Source organism: Gemmatimonadaceae bacterium, assembly GCA_020851035.1.
Classification (GTDB): domain Bacteria; phylum Gemmatimonadota; class Gemmatimonadetes; order Gemmatimonadales; family Gemmatimonadaceae; genus JACMLX01.
Genome location: JADZDM010000006.1, coordinates 66534 through 82357, shown reverse-complemented (window position 1 = coordinate 82357; position 15824 = coordinate 66534). Strand labels below are relative to the sequence as shown.

The window sequence follows — 15824 nt, the reverse complement described above, 5'->3', positions numbered from 1 at the left end:
CCTACGTCAGCTGACGTATCGCTGACCGGTGGCGGAGGATCCATCCTGGGAAAGCACCACGTCTCCCTGGATCGAGGCCACCGCCATGACCCGTCATGCCGCCCACCGCGCGCAGTTCACCCCGTCAGCCACCGCCAAGCCGCGGATCCTCGCGCAGGGCATCGGCCAGTGCACCGCGCGAGTCGACGCCCAGCTTCGCATAGATGTTCGAGAGGTGGGTGCTGACTGTGCGCGAGGAGATGTCGAGGGTCGTGCCGATCTCCTTGTTGCTCATTCGCCGCGCCACCGCCCGTGCGATCTCGAGTTCGCGACCCGTGAGCGTGGCGGCGCCCTCGGTCGTCGTGCGTGGCGGCAGTCGCACGCCAAGGCCGCGCAACTGGGTGCGCACGCCGCGCAGTTCCAGCTCGGCGCCCAGCCGCACGAACACGTCGTGCGCGCGCCGTAGCTCGCGCACCGCACCGGCCACGTCGCCATCCAGCTCCAGCACCTGCGCCGCATTCCGCCGCATGCGGGCCCCATGGAAGATGAAGGGCACGGCGTCCAGTTCGTCGGCCGCCGCAAGCAACCGTGCGGCCGCGTCTGGCGCGTGGTGCTTCATCCGCGCCACCAGCGCCTCGGCCGCCGTCGCCCAGGCCAGCCCCAGACGGTGCCCCAGCGCCGTCGACTGCAGCCGCAGGCGCGACATCAGCCCCTCGACGCGATCGAAATCGTGCGTGCGCAGCGCCGCCTCCATGATCATCGGCAGCAGGCGGTGGATCGCCCACGCCACGTAGCCGAAGCGGTCCGCCAGCGCGAGCCCGCGCTCGCCGTAGTCACGCGCCCGCGCCCACTCGCCGTGGGACAGTGCGTAGAGGCCCATCCCCGTGTGCGCGAGGATCACGTTGTGCACATTCTCGATCGCGGCGTCACCGGTCCCCGCACCGGCGGCGCCGGAGAGCGTCCACGCCTCCTCGAACGACGCCCGCGCCTGCTCGGTCTCGTCGCGCTCGAGCAGCACCATGCCGGTCCACACCAGCAAGCGGGGGAGGAGTGACCGCGGCATCGTCGCACGTGCGAACGGGATCGTCCGCGCCGCGATCGCCAGCGCCTCGTCCCAGCGCCCCGTGCCCGACGCGTGCTCGATCTCGATCTCGGCGGTCATCGCCTGCAGCGACGGTGAGCCGAGGGCATCGGCGATCGCGGCGGCATCACGCAGGTGCCCGGCGACACCGTCCACGTCACCGGTGAAGCCCTCGAGCATCGCCATCGCCCAGTGCGCGGCCCACGCCACCTCGCGGTCGCCGCTCTCCGCGGCGAGGGCGAGCGCGCGGACGCCATGCTCGCGCGCGGTGCTGGCCGGCCCCGTCCACGCATAGAGCTGCAGCGCCACCTGGTGCACGCGGGCCAGCAGGGCGGTGTCACCCAGCGCCGTCGCCGTCGCCAGCGTCGCGTGCACGGTGGCCGTGGCGTCGTCGTGCCGGCCCATGGCCTGCTGCATCTTGGCGCGTGCCACGCCGATCCGCACCGCCAGGTCGGCACGTTGCGCGGCGTCGGCGGCGGCGACTGCCTCGTCCAGCAGCGACAGCCCCTTGGCGGTCTGCCCCGTGCGCGCTGCCTCCTGGGCCAGGCAGTGCAGCAGGTGCGCCCGCGCGGTCTCGTCGCGCCGGTCCGTCGCGAGCTGCAGGGCGCGGCGCCACAGCGCTCCCGCCTCGCCGAAGTCACCGAGGCGCATGCGCACCGTGGCGAGATCCTCGAGCAGGCGCGCCGTGGCAGCCGCGTTGCCGAGGCCGTCGGCGATGGCCAGGGCCTCACGCAGCCAGCGCGTGGCCTCCCCGTCGGCGCGCCGGGCCAGCGCATCGCGACCGGCGGCGCTGAGGTAGGTCAGCGTCCGTTCGTCATGCCCGAGCTCGTGCCCCAGCACCAGGTGCCGGGCCAGCTCACCCGCGCGCGCCAGCGCCGCGTCCCCGTGCAGCGACTCGAGCGCGGTGGCGATGGCGGCATGCAGCACCCGCTCGCGCGCCGCGGTGAGTGTGGCGCGCACGGTGGACTGGATGATCGGGTGCGCGAACTCGTACTCGGCACCGTCGTCGAGGCGATGCTCGAGCAGGATGCGCCGGCGGCACAACGCGTCGATGCCGTCGGCGAGTGCGACGTCGTCCATCTGCGTCACGCGGCCGAGCAGGGCGAGCGAGGCGCGTGACTCCACCATCGCCGTGGCCTCGGCCAGGCGCCGCGCGCCGGCGTCGAGTGACTCCAGCCGCGCGAGGACCGCATCGCGCACGGTGGGAGGCAGCGTGTGTGGCTGCGTGGCCTCGATCAGCCAGCCCGACGCCGTCTTCCGGATGCGCCCCGCGTCGGCCAGCGCCTTCAGCGACTCGTCCACGAAGAACGGGTTGCCACGGGTGTGCGACCAGAGCACCGCGGCGTGGTCGCGTGCCTCGTCGGCGTCGAGCAGGAAGGCGCGCTGCAGCAGCTCCTCCAGGTGCGCGCGCGTGAGGCTCTCGACACGGACCTGCGTGGCGTCCCGCGTGGCCAGCAGCGAGCGCACCATGCCCTGCAGCGCCGGGTTGCCGTCGCGGCCATCGTCCAGGTACGCCAGCACCACGAGGATCCGCGTGCCGGCGAGCTGGCGCGCGAGGAAGTGGAGCAGTTCCAGCGACGAGGCGTCGCTCTCGTGCGCGTTGTCGAGGACCAGCAGCAGCGGCGTGCGCGCGGCCAGCCGCGCGAGGAACTGCGTGACGTTCCAGCGCAGGTGCGCCGTGCCATCGGTGTCGCGCCGCGGCGCTGCGGCACCGGACAGGCCGGGCACCACTGCACGCAGGTCGGCCTCGGTGCCGCGGGCGAGCACCGTGAGCGTGGCGGCATCCAGGGCGCGCAGCGGACGGGCGAGCGCATCGGCGACGGCGCCGTACGGCACCCCGGCCTCCATCGCGAAGGCGCTGCCGGCGGCGACCAGCACCCCGCGCGCCGCGGCATCCTGCGCGAGTTGCACCAGCAGGCGCGACTTCCCGATCCCCGCCTCACCCGTCAGCAGCACGCAGTGGCCGCGGCCGTCCATGGCGTCGGCCAGGTGGCGCCGGAGGGTGGCGAGTTCGCCGCGCCGGCCGACGAGCGGCAGTTCGGCGCCCCACGGCGGGACGGGTGCTGGCGACGGGAGCATGTCGGACAGATATAGCCCGGCACCGGCCCCCGTGCTTCCGCCGGCACCGCACACACCGTCGCGGGTGGCGCCTACTTCCGCACCATCGGCCGCGCCATCACCGTCAGCATCCGCGCCGTCGCTGCTGCCGGGTGCGCGGTCTCGCAGATGAAATTCGCCAGGCGCAGCGCATCCTCGCCGAGTCCGGACACCGGTCGCAGCGACACGCGCGCGTCGGTGGATTCCGTGACCTCCGATGCCACGTCGGCCGCGCGCACCGCCGCCAGCACGGCGTCCTGCTGCCCCGGTTCCAGCTCCACGCGCACCTCCGGCAGCAGGATCACCAGCGTCTTCCCGCTCCGGAACACCGGCTGGAGGGCACCCGCTGACCGGAGCGCCGCCAACGCACCGTCGGCCATCCCGGCGGTGGAGACGACCTGCAGCCCGCCGGGCAGCCGCGAGTGCACCGCGGCCTCCGTCACACGGGCGGTGACCCCCGCGTGTGCCGCCGCGCGTGCGTCCAGCACGACGCGATCGGTCACGCGCTCGAGCGGGTGCTTCGTCCCGCCGGCGTAGTAATACAGGGGCATCCGGTGATTCCTAGCGGTGCCGTCTCGCGGCAGCAACGGCCTTCCCGACATCCAGCCGACCGTAGCCGAGCTCCTTCGTCCACCCCGACTGTCCCGGCAGCGGCACCGCGGTCTCGCGCAGGATCGTGCGCACCGCACTGGCCGTGAGGCCGGGATTGGCACTCAGCATCAACCCGACGGCGCCCGCCACGTGCGGGGTGGCGGACGAGGTGCCGTTGAACGTGCCGGTGTAGTTCCCGGGCTCGTACCCGCGCGCGCCGGAGATGTCGGCGGTGTGGATGAACACGCCCGGGGCGAGCAGCCACATCGTCTCGCCGAAGTTGCTCCCCCACCAGCCCTCGCCATCCGACGACCGGCGTGTCTTGCGCTCGTCGGCCGGCGTCGAGGCGCCCACGGTCACGTACCCCGGCAGCTCACCCGGGAAGTCGATCGCGATCTGGTCGTTGCCGGCGGCGATGCACACCACCGCGCCCTTCCCGCCGCGCCCCTGCGTCCGCGCCCGCCCGAATGCGCGGCTGATGGCATCACTCGGCACACCGCCGCCCCACGAGTTGGAGAGCACGGCGGCGTCGTTCCGCCAGCACCAGTCGATGGCATCGGCGGTGGCGTAGTCGTCGAACACCCAGTGGCCGGCGCCATCGTCCATCGCGATGCGCGCCGCGATCAGCGAGCAGCGCGGCGCCACCCCCGGCGCCCGCGTGCCGCGACCCACCGCGACGCCCGCGCAGGCCGTGCCATGCGCGTCATCGCCGTCCGGCATCGCGGAGTTGCCCTTGTCGCCGATGAAGTCGCGCTGTGCCACGACCGCCGTGCGCAAGGCGGGGTGCGCCGTGTCCACGCCTTCGTCGAGGATGGCGATCCGCACCGTCTTCGCCCCCTTCGTGATGCGCCACGCCGCGGCGAGGTTGATCTTGCGGTGCGCCCACGCCGCCTGCGCCGTGCTGCGTGGCGTGTGCCCGTAGCGGCGCAGGAAGTTCGGGGTCACCGACCCGACCTGCCGCTTCGCCAGCAGCGCGCAGATCTTCGTCACGTCGGCGAGTGAGTCGACGAGCAGCAGGGCCTTGCCGTCGAAGCCCTCGTCCACGATCCGGGCGCCGGCGTTGCGCGCCGCCTTGATGTCGTCGATGCGTGCGCCCTCGACGATGATCGACGGCGTCATGATCGTCATCCCGCCGGCGTAGCGCGGGCGTGCCGACGCGGATGCCGGGCCGGAGGGCGGCTGCACCAGGGCCAGGCGCTTCGGGTCGTCGGTGGGGATGCGCATGCGCATCGTCTCGGACATGCGCATGGCCGAGACGAACGAGCGGGCATCGAACGCCACCGGTGCGGCCGCGGCGGCCGCCGTCGCCCGCTTCGCCTTCGATGTCCCCGGTGCCGCCCGCGACGGCCGCGGTGCGGCGGCCTGCTCGACGGTGGACAGCCGGGTGATCGAGAAGCTCTGTTGCGTGCCCTGCGCCGGATACCTGATCGTCGCCATGATCCCCCTCGTGCCGTGAAGTGCCAGCCTGCTGGAACCACGCAGTGCAGTGTGCGCCTCGAACGTACCCCCCGCGTCGCAGTGGGGCGAAGCACACGGTGGCAGCCTCGGCCGGGTGGTCAGGACACCACGGCCTTCCGGTGCAGCGAACGTGGCAGCCGCAGCCGCACACCGTTCACCAGCAGCACGCTCACCAGGATCAGCACCAGGCCCGCCATCATGCCCCGGCTCACCTGCTCGTGCAGGAAGAGCGCGCCCCACACGGTGCCGAAGACGGGAATCAGGTACGTCACGGTCGACACCCGGGTGGGGCCGATGGTCGCCAGCAGGCGGAAGAAGATCAGGTACGCGACCGCCGTGCAGACCACAGCCAGCGCGACGAGGGCGGTGATCGCTGCGGCCGTGGGCTGCGCCGCCGGCGCGCGCACGAGGGCCGGCAGCGCGAGCAGGGTGGTGGCCGCCACCTGCTGGCCCAGCGCGAGCGTCGGCGCGGGCACCGCCGAAAGGTGCCGCTTGCTGTAGACCGTGGCGCCGGCATACGACGCCGTGGCGACGATCACGGCGAGGATGCTGAGCAGTACCGCCGGCGAGAGGGCCAGCGGACTCCACCCCACCAGGACTCCAACCCCCGCCACGCCAAGGGCCAGCCCGGCGGCACGGCGCGCCCGGATCGGCTCGTCCAGCCACAGGGCGCTGAACAGCGCGCTCCACATCGGTGCCGTCGCCGTGAGCATGGCCGCAAGGCTCGCGGTCACGTGCAGCTCCGCGGCCGAGATGAGGCTGAAGGGCAGCGCGGCGTTGAGCCCGCCCAGCACCAGGAGCTTCCGCCAGTGTGGACGCAGGTCCGTCGGCGCCCCGGTCAGCCGCAGGCCGAGGAAGAGCACCAGCGCTGCGAGTGCCACGCGGCCGCCGGCCAGCGGCAGCGGACCGAGCGCCGGCACCGCCACCCGGATGAAGAGGTATGACGCGCCCCAGATCGCGGCGAGGGCGAAGAGGGACAGCGTCTCGCGGAAGGACATTCAGAAGCTCCAGCGGGCGATGAGTTGTGGTGCACTGAGTCGCGCACCGCGCGTGCGATGGAGGAACCACTCCGTGCCCACGCCGAGCGAGCCGCGCGGGGCGCGGAACAGCGGACTCACATCCACCAGCACGACCGGCATCGCGCTCACGTCCGGGCCGGTGCTGGAGGCGGAGACGAAGTCGGCGCTCCCCTCGAACGAGAACGCCATCGCCGACACGTGCAACGGCAGGTACCACGAGGTCCGTGCCTTGAGTGCGTTCACGTCGCCGTCCGTGCGGCGGAAGTAGACGCTCGAGGTGGTGAGCAAGCCGGCCGGCCCCCGGAGCTTGGCGCCCACGCCGATCAGGTCCGCACGGAACCCGGTGCCGCCGCGGTTCAGCTGCCCGGCGATGAAGACGTCGCGCACCCGCGCCGTCGTGGAGCGGCGGCGCGCGCGCGAAAGCAGGCTGAGACGCGTCGTCCACTCGCCATAGATGCGCGTGTGCTGCCCGGTCTCGACACCCTGCGCGTCGACGAAGGCACCGGAGAAGAAGCGGACGAAGAAGGTGTTCTCGCCGATCGGACCGGGGACGGTCGCATCGAGGAGGATGGTGCTCATCCGCTGCGTGGCGGTGTTCAGCTCGTAGACGCGATCGTCGAAGCGTGACCCGTGGTTGAACTGCGCCAGCGCCGTGGCGCCCTGCGCGCCGGCCACCGGCGCCGCCAGGGTCAGCGCAAGCCAACCGACGAGACGCAGGGTGGTCGCGAGCCTCATGTGGCTGGCCGGCGATCGTGCGCCGGATGGATCGCCACCAGCAGCGCCGCGCCTGCCGCCGCGAAGACGGAATAGTCCAGCGGTTCCTTCACGCCATACGAGATCGCCATCGCGGTCCCGAAGGCGAGCAGCAACGCCGCACTCGCCAGCCCGGTCAGGCGCGGGAGCACCCCGCACAGCAGCGCGATGCCGAGTACCGACTCGGCCAGCGTCGCCGCCACCGCCACCGCCGGAATGGCGGCCCTCGGCAGGAAGGCGTTCACGTCACCGGTGTACGTGACGAATGCGGCGAAGCGTTCCGGCGAGAGGTGCCCGTGCCAGAGGCCGAGGCGCGCGGCGACGGCGGACAGGAAGCCGGCGCCGAGCGCATACCGGGCGAAGCGGAGTGACAGCCGGTCGCGTGCCGGGACGACGCCTGGGGTCTGCCGTTCGGAAGTCATGCCCCTATCTTACGGCGTCTTGGACTGCTTCCAAGCGCCAAATTCCGGCAGAATGACTGGTCCAAGAAGAGTAGCCCGCAAGCGCGTCGCGGACGCCCCAGAGGTGCTGGTGGCGCTGGATGCCAACGCATCGACCCCGCTGCACCGGCAGGTCTACGACGGCCTGCGCGACGCGATCCTCGCCGGCCGGCTCGCCGCCGGTGAGCGCCTGCCCTCCACCCGCGTGCTCGCCGACGACCTTGGCGTGGCTCGCAACACGGTCACGCTCGCCTTCGAGCAGCTGCGCGCCGAGGGGTACCTCGTCGGCCACCGTGGCGGCGGCACGCGCGTGCGTGACGCGGCGCCGGAGGTGCTGCTCGAGGTGCCGCGCCGGCCGGCGCGTGTGCGCGAGCCGGCCCGTGTGCCGGCGCGCCCGGCCACCGCCGGCCGGCTGGCGCCGGTCGCGCTGCCGGCCCGTGGTGCCGCACTCGTCGCGGCCGGACGCGAGCATGTCGAGTCCCGCGAGCCCCGTGCCTTCCAGCTCGGCACGCCGGCCATCGACATCTTCCCCGCCTCGCTCTGGATGCGACTCACCACCCGGCGCTGGAAGCGCGGCGTGGCGCACCTCGGCGAGGGCGACGTGGCCGGCGATCCCGAGCTGCGCGCCGCCATCACCGCACACGTCGGCAATGCGCGCGGCGTGCGGTGCACGCCGGAGCAGGTGTTCGTCGTCAACGGCGCACAGCAGGCCCTCGACTTCGTGTCACGGATCCTGCTCGACGCCGGTGACGAGGTGTGGATGGAAGACCCGGGGTACATGCATGCGCGCATCGCAGTGCGTGACGCCGGCGCGCGGCTGGTCCCGGTGCCGGTGGACGACCAGGGCCTCGACGTCGCTGCCGGCGAGCGACTGGCGCCACAGGCGCGGCTGGCCTGCGTCACGCCGTCGCACCAGTTCCCGCTCGGTGTGGTGATGAGCGCGCCGCGACGCCTGGCCCTGCTGGCGTGGGCCCGGCGCGCCAACGCATGGATCCTCGAGGACGACTACGACTCCGAGTTCCGCTACAGCGGCCGCCCGCTGCCCTGCCTGCAGGGGCTGGATGTGGAACGCTCGGCGCGCGACGTCGATCCGCGCGTGCTCTACGTGGGCACGTTCAGCAAGACGCTCGCGCCGGGCTTCCGCCTGGCGTACCTCATCGTCCCCGAGTCGCTCGTGGACACCTTCCGCTCCGCGCGCCGCGCCCTCGACCGCTATGCCCCGACGCTGGAGCAGGGCGTCCTCACCGACTTCATCGCCGAGGGGCATTACGCGCGCCATGTGCGACGGGCGCGTGCGCTGTACGCCGAACGGCAGCGGGTGATGCTCGACGCCGTCGACTCGCTGCTCGCGGGTGAGCTCACCGTGGCGCCGGATGCCGCCGGCCTGCACCTGGTGGCGTGGCTGCGCGAGGGGGTGGACGACCAGTCGGTGGTGCAGGCCGCGCTGCGCGAGGGTGTGGCGACCTCCGCCCTGTCGCGGTACCGCATGCACGAGGCGCAGGGGGCACGGGGTGCGCTGGTCCTGAACTACGCCGGCTTCGACGACCGCGCGATCACGGCGGGCGTGCACGGCCTGCGGCGCGCGTTCGCCGCGCTGTCGCGGGTGCACTAGCCACGGGGGTATTGTTCCGGGCACGCGACCCCCCACCATCGCCATGCACCGACGCCACTTCCTCGCCGCAGGCCTCGCGCTGCCGGCGTTGCCGAGATTGCTCGGCACGCTCCCGCGCATGACAGCGACCGCCGCCGCCGACACCCACGCGGAGATCGCGGCCATCGAGCGCCGCGTCGGCGGCCGGCTCGGTGTGGCCTTTCTCGACACCGCGTCTGGCCGGCGGTTCGGCCACCGCGCCGGCGAGCGCTTTCCCCTGTGCAGCACCTTCAAGCTGCTGCTCGCGGCGCAGGTGCTGGCGCGGGTGGATGCCGGACAGGAGCAGCTCACGCGCATGGTGGGCTATGGCCCTGCCGACCTGCTCGAGTACGCCCCCGTGACCCGCGCCAACCTCGCCGCCGGGGGGATGACCGTGCGCGCCCTGTGCGAGGCCGCGGTCTCCCTCAGCGACAACACCGCCGCCAACCTCCTGCTGGCCACCGCCGGTGGCCCCGCCGGACTCACCGCGTTCCTCCGCGCCAGCGGCGACGGCCTCACGCGCCTCGACCGCAACGAGCCGGACCTGAACACCGCCATCGCCGGCGACCCGCGTGACACCACCACACCCGCCGCGATGCTCGCCGTGATGCGCACGCTCCTCCTCGGCCGGCGGCTCACGCCGGAATCCCGTGCGTTGCTCGTCGAGTGGCTGCTGGCCACCAGCACCGGCGCCGCCAAGCTGCGCGCAGGCGTGCCGCCGTCGTGGCGCGTGGGTGACAAGACCGGCATGGGCGCCAACGGGTCGACGAACGACGTCGCCATCGCCTGGGCCACCGATCGCCGCCCTATCCTCGTCACGGCATACCTCACCGGCACCAGCGCCAGCGTGGACGACCGCAACGCCGCCATCGCCGACGTCGGGAAGGCACTCGTCACCTGGCTCGGCGCGCCGTCACCGCAGCACAGAGGGTAGGGCGCGAGACCGCCCCGGCAGTGCCCACTCCTCCGCCTCCTCCGTGTCCTCCGTGGTCTCAGTGGCTCCGTGAGAACCAGTCACCCCGTCACACGAACGACCGCCGAGCGTGCGCCTCCCAACAAGGACCAGGAACATGACCATCCGAAATCGTGCCGCCAGCGCCAGCCGGGTCCTCGTCGTCGCGACGCTGGTCGGCGCGATTGTGGTCACACCGGGACACGCACAGGACACGACGGCGATCGTCCGGCTCGCCGACCGCGTCTTCGCGAGTCGTGAGAACATCCACGGCCCCGGCTGCGCCGTGGGCATCGCGCAGGGTGGCCGCACGCTGCTCGAGCGCGCCTACGGCATGGCCGACCTGAATGCCGCGCGTGCACTCACGCCGGCCACCATCCTCGAGTCGGGATCGGTGGCCAAGCAGTTCACCGCCGCCGCCGTGCTGCTGCTGATGCAGGACGGCAGGCTCTCCCTCGAGGACGACGTCCGGACCTACGTCCCCGAGTTGCCTGCCTACGCGCGTACGATCACCATCCGCCACCTGCTCACGCACACCAGTGGGCTGCGCGAGTGGAGCAACCTGATGGAGTGGCAGGGCTGGCCGCGCGGCACGCGGCTGCACACGCACACCGACGTGATCGACGCCATCACGCGCCAGCGCTCGCTCAACTATCCCGTCGGCGACCACTACTCCTACACCAACTCGGGCTTCCTGCTGCTGCGCACCGTCGTCGAGCGGGTCAGCGGCATGCCGTTCACGCGGTTCACCGCCACGCGCATCTTCACCCCGCTCGGCATGCGGCACACGCGGTGGCGCGACGACTTCACCGAGGTGGTGCCCGGGCTGGCGCAGGCGTACTCCCTGCGCGACGGGGCGTGGCACCTCGACATGCCGTTCGACAACGTCATCGGCGCCGGCGGCCTGCTGTCGACGGTCGGTGACTGGCTCACCTGGAACGCCGCACTCGACGCGAAGGCACTCGGTCCCGCCGTCGGTGACTCGCTCACGCGCCAGATGCGCCTCACCGGGGGCACCACCATCCAGTACGCGCTCGGCGTCGTCGTCTCGTCGTACCGCGGCACGCGCGAGATCGCGCACTCCGGCTCCACCGCCGGCTACAGCACGTACCTCGCGCGCTATCCCGACCTCGACCACCTCTCGGTGGCGGTGATGTGCAACGGCGCGGGCCTCGGTGCCACCGGATATGCGCATGCGTTGGTCGATGGACTCGCGCCCTCGCTGGCGCGCGCGCCGGCACCCGACTCGATCGCCGGCGACGCGGCGGCGCTGTCGGGGTGGGCGGGACTCTATCGCGACACGCGCACGAACATGGTGGTGGTGGTGGACACCGCCGGAGGCCGGCTGCGCATCGACGGGGCCGCGCTGACACCGTTGCGCGACGGTGCGTTCGCCCGTGGCGGCACGCGCCTGCGGCTCGCCGCAGGCCGTGATGGGGCGGCGCCGACCATCCGGGTGCGCACCGCCGACGGCGACACGGTCGTGCACGTGCGGATGGCGGCGCGCGCGTGGACCCCGGCACCGCAGGAGCTGGCGGCGCTGGAAGGCCGGTACCGGAGCGACGAGATCGGCGCGACGCACACCGTGCGGGTGGTGAACGGCGCGCTGACCGTGAGCCCCCGGGTCGGCGTCTCGACCACGCTCACGCCGGCATGGCGTGACGCCTTCAGTGCGCCGGGCGGCAGCGTGTGGTTCGCGCGTGACGCGCGGGGGCGGGTGACGGCGATGCACTTCGGCAGCAGCCGCGCCTGGGACTTCGTGCTCACGCGCCAGCCCTGACGCGCTGGCTGCCGCCGGCGCCTAGCCCGGCCGGCCGCACGACTCGCGCACGACCAGCTCGCAGCGCAGCCGGATGTCGTGCGCGGGCAGGTCGCGCTGGGCCACGCGGGTGAGCATCATCGTGAGCGCGACCTCGCCGATCTGCAGCGTGGGCTGCCGGTAGGTCGTCAGCGGCACCGGCAGCAGCGAGGCGTACTCCACGTCGTCGATGCCTGCCATGCGCAGGTCACCGGGGATGCGGACGCCGACGCCGAGGAGGGTGTGCATCAGGCGGCCGGCCGTGCGGTCGTTGGCGCAGACGATGGCGTCGGGGGCGTGCGTGCGGAGCATGGCGCGGACGGCGGTGGCGCTGCCCGGATCGAGGCGCACGGCGTCGGCGGGCTCGAATGCCGACTGCATCATGGCACGGCGGTACCCCGACTCACGCGCATCCACGGTGGGGGCGCTGCTGGCGGTGCGCACGAAGATCACGCGCTGCGCGCCGCGGGCGAGCAGGTGCGCGGTCATCACGTAGCCCGCGAGTCGGTTGTCGATGCCCACCAGGTCGTGGCGACCGGGATCGGGGTAGGGCGTGACGGGCCGGTCGAGGAGCACCACCGGGATGCGCGCCTCGTCGAGGGCGTGCAGGATGCGGTGGTTCACGTCGCCGGCGACCGGGGAGACGCTGACGGGGGCGAAGAAGACGCCATCGACGCGCCGGTCGATGTACTGGCGGCAGAGCTGCCAGGCGCGCTCCCCGCGGGCCTCGACGTCGGTGGGATCGATGCCGGCCGGTGCGCTGCCCCAGACGACCGCATGCTCGCGGGCCTGCGGCGAGGCCATCATGCCGCGCCAGATCGACTCGTAGACGTCGGCTTCGCCGAGGTCGGCGATCAGCAGGCCGAAGGTGCGACCGCTGGTGGTGCGTGACGGGCGGACGAAGCTGCCCGAGCCGGCGCGCCGGCTGATGACGCCGGCTGCCTGCAGGTCGCGCAGGGCGCGACCGACCGTGATGCGCGAGTGCCCGAATCGTTCGACGAGCGCGGCCTCGCTGGGCAGGCGGTCACCTTCCTTCCATTGCCCGTCCTGGATCTCGCGCAGCAGTGTCGCGAAGACCTCGTGGTGCTTGCTGCTCTGGGAACGGGCGATCGGCACGACGGAACCAGTTCGGGTGGGGACAGGACAGCTTCCCCACCCAAACTAGTGACCTGTCATGGCTGCACCTGGCCGCGGAGCTGCCCCTGGTACTTGCCGAGTGTCCAGGTGCCGCTGGCGAGACGGGTGGTGCCCCCTTCGTTCTGGCGGTCGAGGACGAGCGTGAGGACGCCTTCGGGGGTCATGCCCTGGAGGATCAGGTTGGACTCGATGACGGTGACTTCCATCGGGACGGTGCGGCTGGTGTTGCCGGCCAGTGCGACGGTGGCGCGGATGGTGCCTGCCGAGTCGGCGACGGTGACGGAGGTGGGGAAGGCCACGTCGCGCGGGGCGTTCCGGAAGTCGTAGGTGGCGACGACGCGGGCGGCCGGGCTGGTGGGGAGGGCGCTGGACTGCTGTGCGGCGAGGGGTGCCGCGGCAAGTGCGAGGGCAGCGAGGGTGATACGGGACCGCATGGTGACTCCGTGGAGATGGGGAGGCGTACAATTGTCATAGCAGCTTAACATACAGCAACGACTATCTGCTATGTATCTAAACGACGCTTGGTCGTTTGCGCAACAGGCAGTGTCGTCACGTCGAGGTAAAAGACGTAACTCTGACATGTCACTTGTTATGACAATTGTGCGCGACGGACCGCTCCTGACACAGAGTCAGCGACCGAGTTATGACCGCTAATGACACAGAGTCAGCGGCCGAGTTTCGATCGCTCCTGACTCAGAGTCACCAGCCGCGTCGTGACTCAGAGTCAGCCTGACCCAGAGTCAGCGTGACCAAGTCAGCCCGCCGACTCCCCGCCTACTTCGGCCACCCCGCCTGCGGCAACCGCGACGTGATCCGCAGCGCGTTCGCGAAGTAGACCTTCTTCAGCACCGCGTCCGGCAGGTCGATGCCGTAGAGCTTCCAGCTCGCGTGGTAGTCGCGGTAGTAGTCGAAGTAGTCGTCGCGCGTCTCGAACACGCGCCAGTAGTAGGGATACTCCACCGGCTGGTAGGAGTCCTTGCCGAACAGGATCCGGTCCTGGTACCGCACGAAGAAGTCGTGCGCCGCCCGCGGCTGCCGCCCGATGTCGTAGAGCACCGCCCCGACCTCGGTGTACAGGTTCGGCATCGCGTCCATCATCCCCGCCAGCCGCGGCAGGTCGTTCGCGTGCCAGCCCATGTGCGCGATCACGAAGGTCGTGCGTGGATTGCGCCGCACGAGGTTGTCCCGCTCCGTCATCAGCGTCTCGAACGCCGGATACTGGTCCGCCGGATACCGGCGCCCCGGGAAGAGGGCCAGCTCCAGCCACCGCTCGTTCGCGAAGTCGAGCGGGCTCCAGAACTCCTGCGGGTCGGCGGTGTGGATGAACACCGGCAGCCGCAGCCGCGCCGCCGCCTCCCACACGGGGGTCAGCTCGGGATCGTCGATCCGCAGCCGCGTGCCGTCCGCCTTGCGCGTCGAGAGCCCCAGCCCCTTCCCGATCTCGCCGATGCCGATGGCGCCGGCCGCGACATCCGCCTCGAGCTGCGCCACCGCCCGCGCTGCCCAACCCGGCCCGACGCCGCCGAAGTTGACGCCGGCCAGGATCCGCACCCGGTCGCGCATCGTCGGCGACGCCCGCACCACCGCCATCTGCCGCACCAGCGCGTCGCCCGAGACGTTGTTCGCCGCGATCATCATGCGGACGTTCAGCGAGTCGAGCTGTGCCCCCAGCTCTGCCAGCCCCGCCTCCGAGCCGAGCTGCGCGTTCGGGTGTCCGTGGAAGTCGATGGCCGGGAACTTCGCCTTCGGCACGACGTGGCCGGTCGTCACCAGTGTGGAGCGGGGCCGGTAGTCGAGGATGCTGGGCGGTGCGAGCGTCGGCGCCTGGCAGTTGCCCGGCCGCACCTCGGTCATGCCGGCCGGACACGCCTCGCCGGCACGGATCGGGGTGCCGCGGTTCCCACCGCCTGGCTGCGCCGGCAGCGGGGTGGCGGAGGCGAGGATCGCGGCAGCAGGCAGTACGAGACGATGCATGGTCATGGGCGGGGGCTGGAGACAGGCGCAACTTGGTGCGGAGCGCGCGAGCCTTCCACCCGGGCCCGATGCACTGCGGGGGCGGCCATCGCGCGCCACCCTCCGGGCGGTCACGTCGTCGTCGTCCGCCGTGCCGCCAGGCTGATCGCGATGGCGGCAGCTGCAGTGAGCGGGGCCACCATGTGCAGGTCGAAGTGTGATCCGTTCTGCGGAAACGCCTGCCAGCTCACGTTCTGCGACATGTGCAGCACCGCCGCGGCGCAGACGCTCCGGCCGGCATGCGCGTAGAGCTGGACCAGGATCACGCGCGTCGCGATCGTGTACAGCGTCCACCAGGCGATCCAGTCCACCGGCCGGTCCGCCTGCCGCAGCGCCACGACGTGGAACGCTGCCCACACGATTCCAAGGACGACGGCGCCGCGCAGCACGCCGAACCGGGTCACCAGCGGGTCGGTGGCGTACCCGGTCCAGCCGATCTCCTCGGCCAGTGCCGACGCCATGAAGACGGCGGCCAGCGTACCAAGCTCCAGCGGTGTGACGGTCGCCGCAGGCAGCGTCGCGCCGGCCAGGCGGAGCAGCCAGTACGTCACGAGTGCGATCGCAGGGAAGAGGCCCGCGACAGCCAGCCACCACCCTGGCGGCGAGAGGCGCCGGACGTCGATCGCCCGCCGCCCGAGCCGGCCGGCCTCCGGCGCGCCTCCATGCCGCCAGGCGAGCACGAGCGCCGCGGCACCCGGACACACCGCCATCAGCGCGGCAACGGGCAGCCCGGGCAGGAGGAACGCTCCGGTCAGGCTGCCGGCAACCAGGAACGGAACCGAGAACGCGAAGGTCAGCGTGAAGAAGACGCCGATGGCACGCGGCGCCTCGGTGGCGGGTCCTGCCGCGAGTGCGGGCGGAGCCGCGTCCGACATT

General features: G+C 72.2%; 13 protein-coding genes. 3 read left to right on the top strand and 10 right to left on the bottom strand.

Annotated elements, in window-relative coordinates:
• Positions 1 to 124: 124 nt before the first annotated feature.
• The 6 genes from IT355_06625 to IT355_06600 all read right to left on the bottom strand — a co-directional run bounded on the left by IT355_06625 (position 125) and on the right by IT355_06600 (position 7400).
• Positions 125 to 3139, bottom strand: a complete 3015-nt coding sequence (locus IT355_06625; GenBank protein ID MCC7052926.1) for an AAA family ATPase — start codon at positions 3137 to 3139, stop codon at positions 125 to 127.
• A gap of 71 nt (positions 3140 to 3210) precedes the next feature.
• Complete coding sequence (locus tag IT355_06620) at positions 3211 to 3708, bottom strand: hypothetical protein (protein ID MCC7052925.1); 498 nt, start codon at positions 3706 to 3708, stop codon at positions 3211 to 3213.
• Positions 3709 to 3718: 10 nt separating this feature from the next.
• Positions 3719 to 5185 (bottom strand): S8 family serine peptidase, encoded by a 1467-nt coding sequence (locus IT355_06615; protein ID MCC7052924.1) that lies wholly within the window; start codon positions 5183 to 5185, stop codon positions 3719 to 3721.
• 119 nt (positions 5186 to 5304) lie between these two features.
• Positions 5305 to 6204: a DMT family transporter gene (locus IT355_06610; GenBank protein ID MCC7052923.1), complete on the bottom strand. Its 900-nt coding sequence runs from the start codon at positions 6202 to 6204 to the stop codon at positions 5305 to 5307.
• Positions 6205 to 6960, bottom strand: coding sequence for a hypothetical protein (locus tag IT355_06605; protein MCC7052922.1), 756 nt, complete (start codon positions 6958 to 6960; stop codon positions 6205 to 6207).
• Complete coding sequence (locus IT355_06600; protein ID MCC7052921.1) at positions 6957 to 7400, bottom strand: hypothetical protein; 444 nt, start codon at positions 7398 to 7400, stop codon at positions 6957 to 6959. The genes IT355_06605 and IT355_06600 overlap by 4 nt, the downstream gene beginning before the upstream one ends.
• Positions 7401 to 7452: 52 nt before the next feature.
• Between IT355_06600 and IT355_06595 the strand changes: the two genes are divergently transcribed.
• The 3 genes from IT355_06595 to IT355_06585 all read left to right on the top strand — a co-directional run bounded on the left by IT355_06595 (position 7453) and on the right by IT355_06585 (position 11780).
• The gene (locus IT355_06595) at positions 7453 to 9030 is read left to right on the top strand and encodes a PLP-dependent aminotransferase family protein (protein MCC7052920.1); all 1578 of its coding nucleotides are present in this window, start codon (positions 7453 to 7455) and stop codon (positions 9028 to 9030) included.
• A gap of 43 nt (positions 9031 to 9073) precedes the next feature.
• Positions 9074 to 9982 carry a class A beta-lactamase gene (bla, locus tag IT355_06590; protein MCC7052919.1) on the top strand — a complete coding sequence of 303 codons (909 nt, stop codon included), beginning with the start codon at positions 9074 to 9076 and terminating at the stop codon, positions 9980 to 9982.
• A 136-nt stretch (positions 9983 to 10118) separates the two neighbouring features.
• Positions 10119 to 11780 carry a serine hydrolase gene (locus IT355_06585; protein MCC7052918.1) on the top strand — a complete coding sequence of 554 codons (1662 nt, stop codon included), beginning with the start codon at positions 10119 to 10121 and terminating at the stop codon, positions 11778 to 11780.
• Between the two features lie 21 nt (positions 11781 to 11801).
• Here IT355_06585 and IT355_06580 read toward each other — a convergent pair whose 3' ends face one another.
• From IT355_06580 to IT355_06565, 4 genes are all read right to left on the bottom strand, one after another.
• Positions 11802 to 12914 (bottom strand): substrate-binding domain-containing protein, encoded by a 1113-nt coding sequence (locus IT355_06580; GenBank protein MCC7052917.1) that lies wholly within the window; start codon positions 12912 to 12914, stop codon positions 11802 to 11804.
• Positions 12915 to 12970: 56 nt separating this feature from the next.
• Entirely contained in the window at positions 12971 to 13369 is a 399-nt protein-coding gene (locus IT355_06575; GenBank protein ID MCC7052916.1) for a hypothetical protein, read from the bottom strand.
• A 340-nt stretch (positions 13370 to 13709) separates the two neighbouring features.
• Positions 13710 to 14915: an amidohydrolase family protein gene (locus IT355_06570; protein MCC7052915.1), complete on the bottom strand. Its 1206-nt coding sequence runs from the start codon at positions 14913 to 14915 to the stop codon at positions 13710 to 13712.
• Positions 14916 to 15019: 104 nt separating this feature from the next.
• Positions 15020 to 15823, bottom strand: coding sequence for a CPBP family intramembrane metalloprotease (locus IT355_06565; protein ID MCC7052914.1), 804 nt, complete (start codon positions 15821 to 15823; stop codon positions 15020 to 15022).
• Position 15824: the final 1 nt, after the last annotated feature.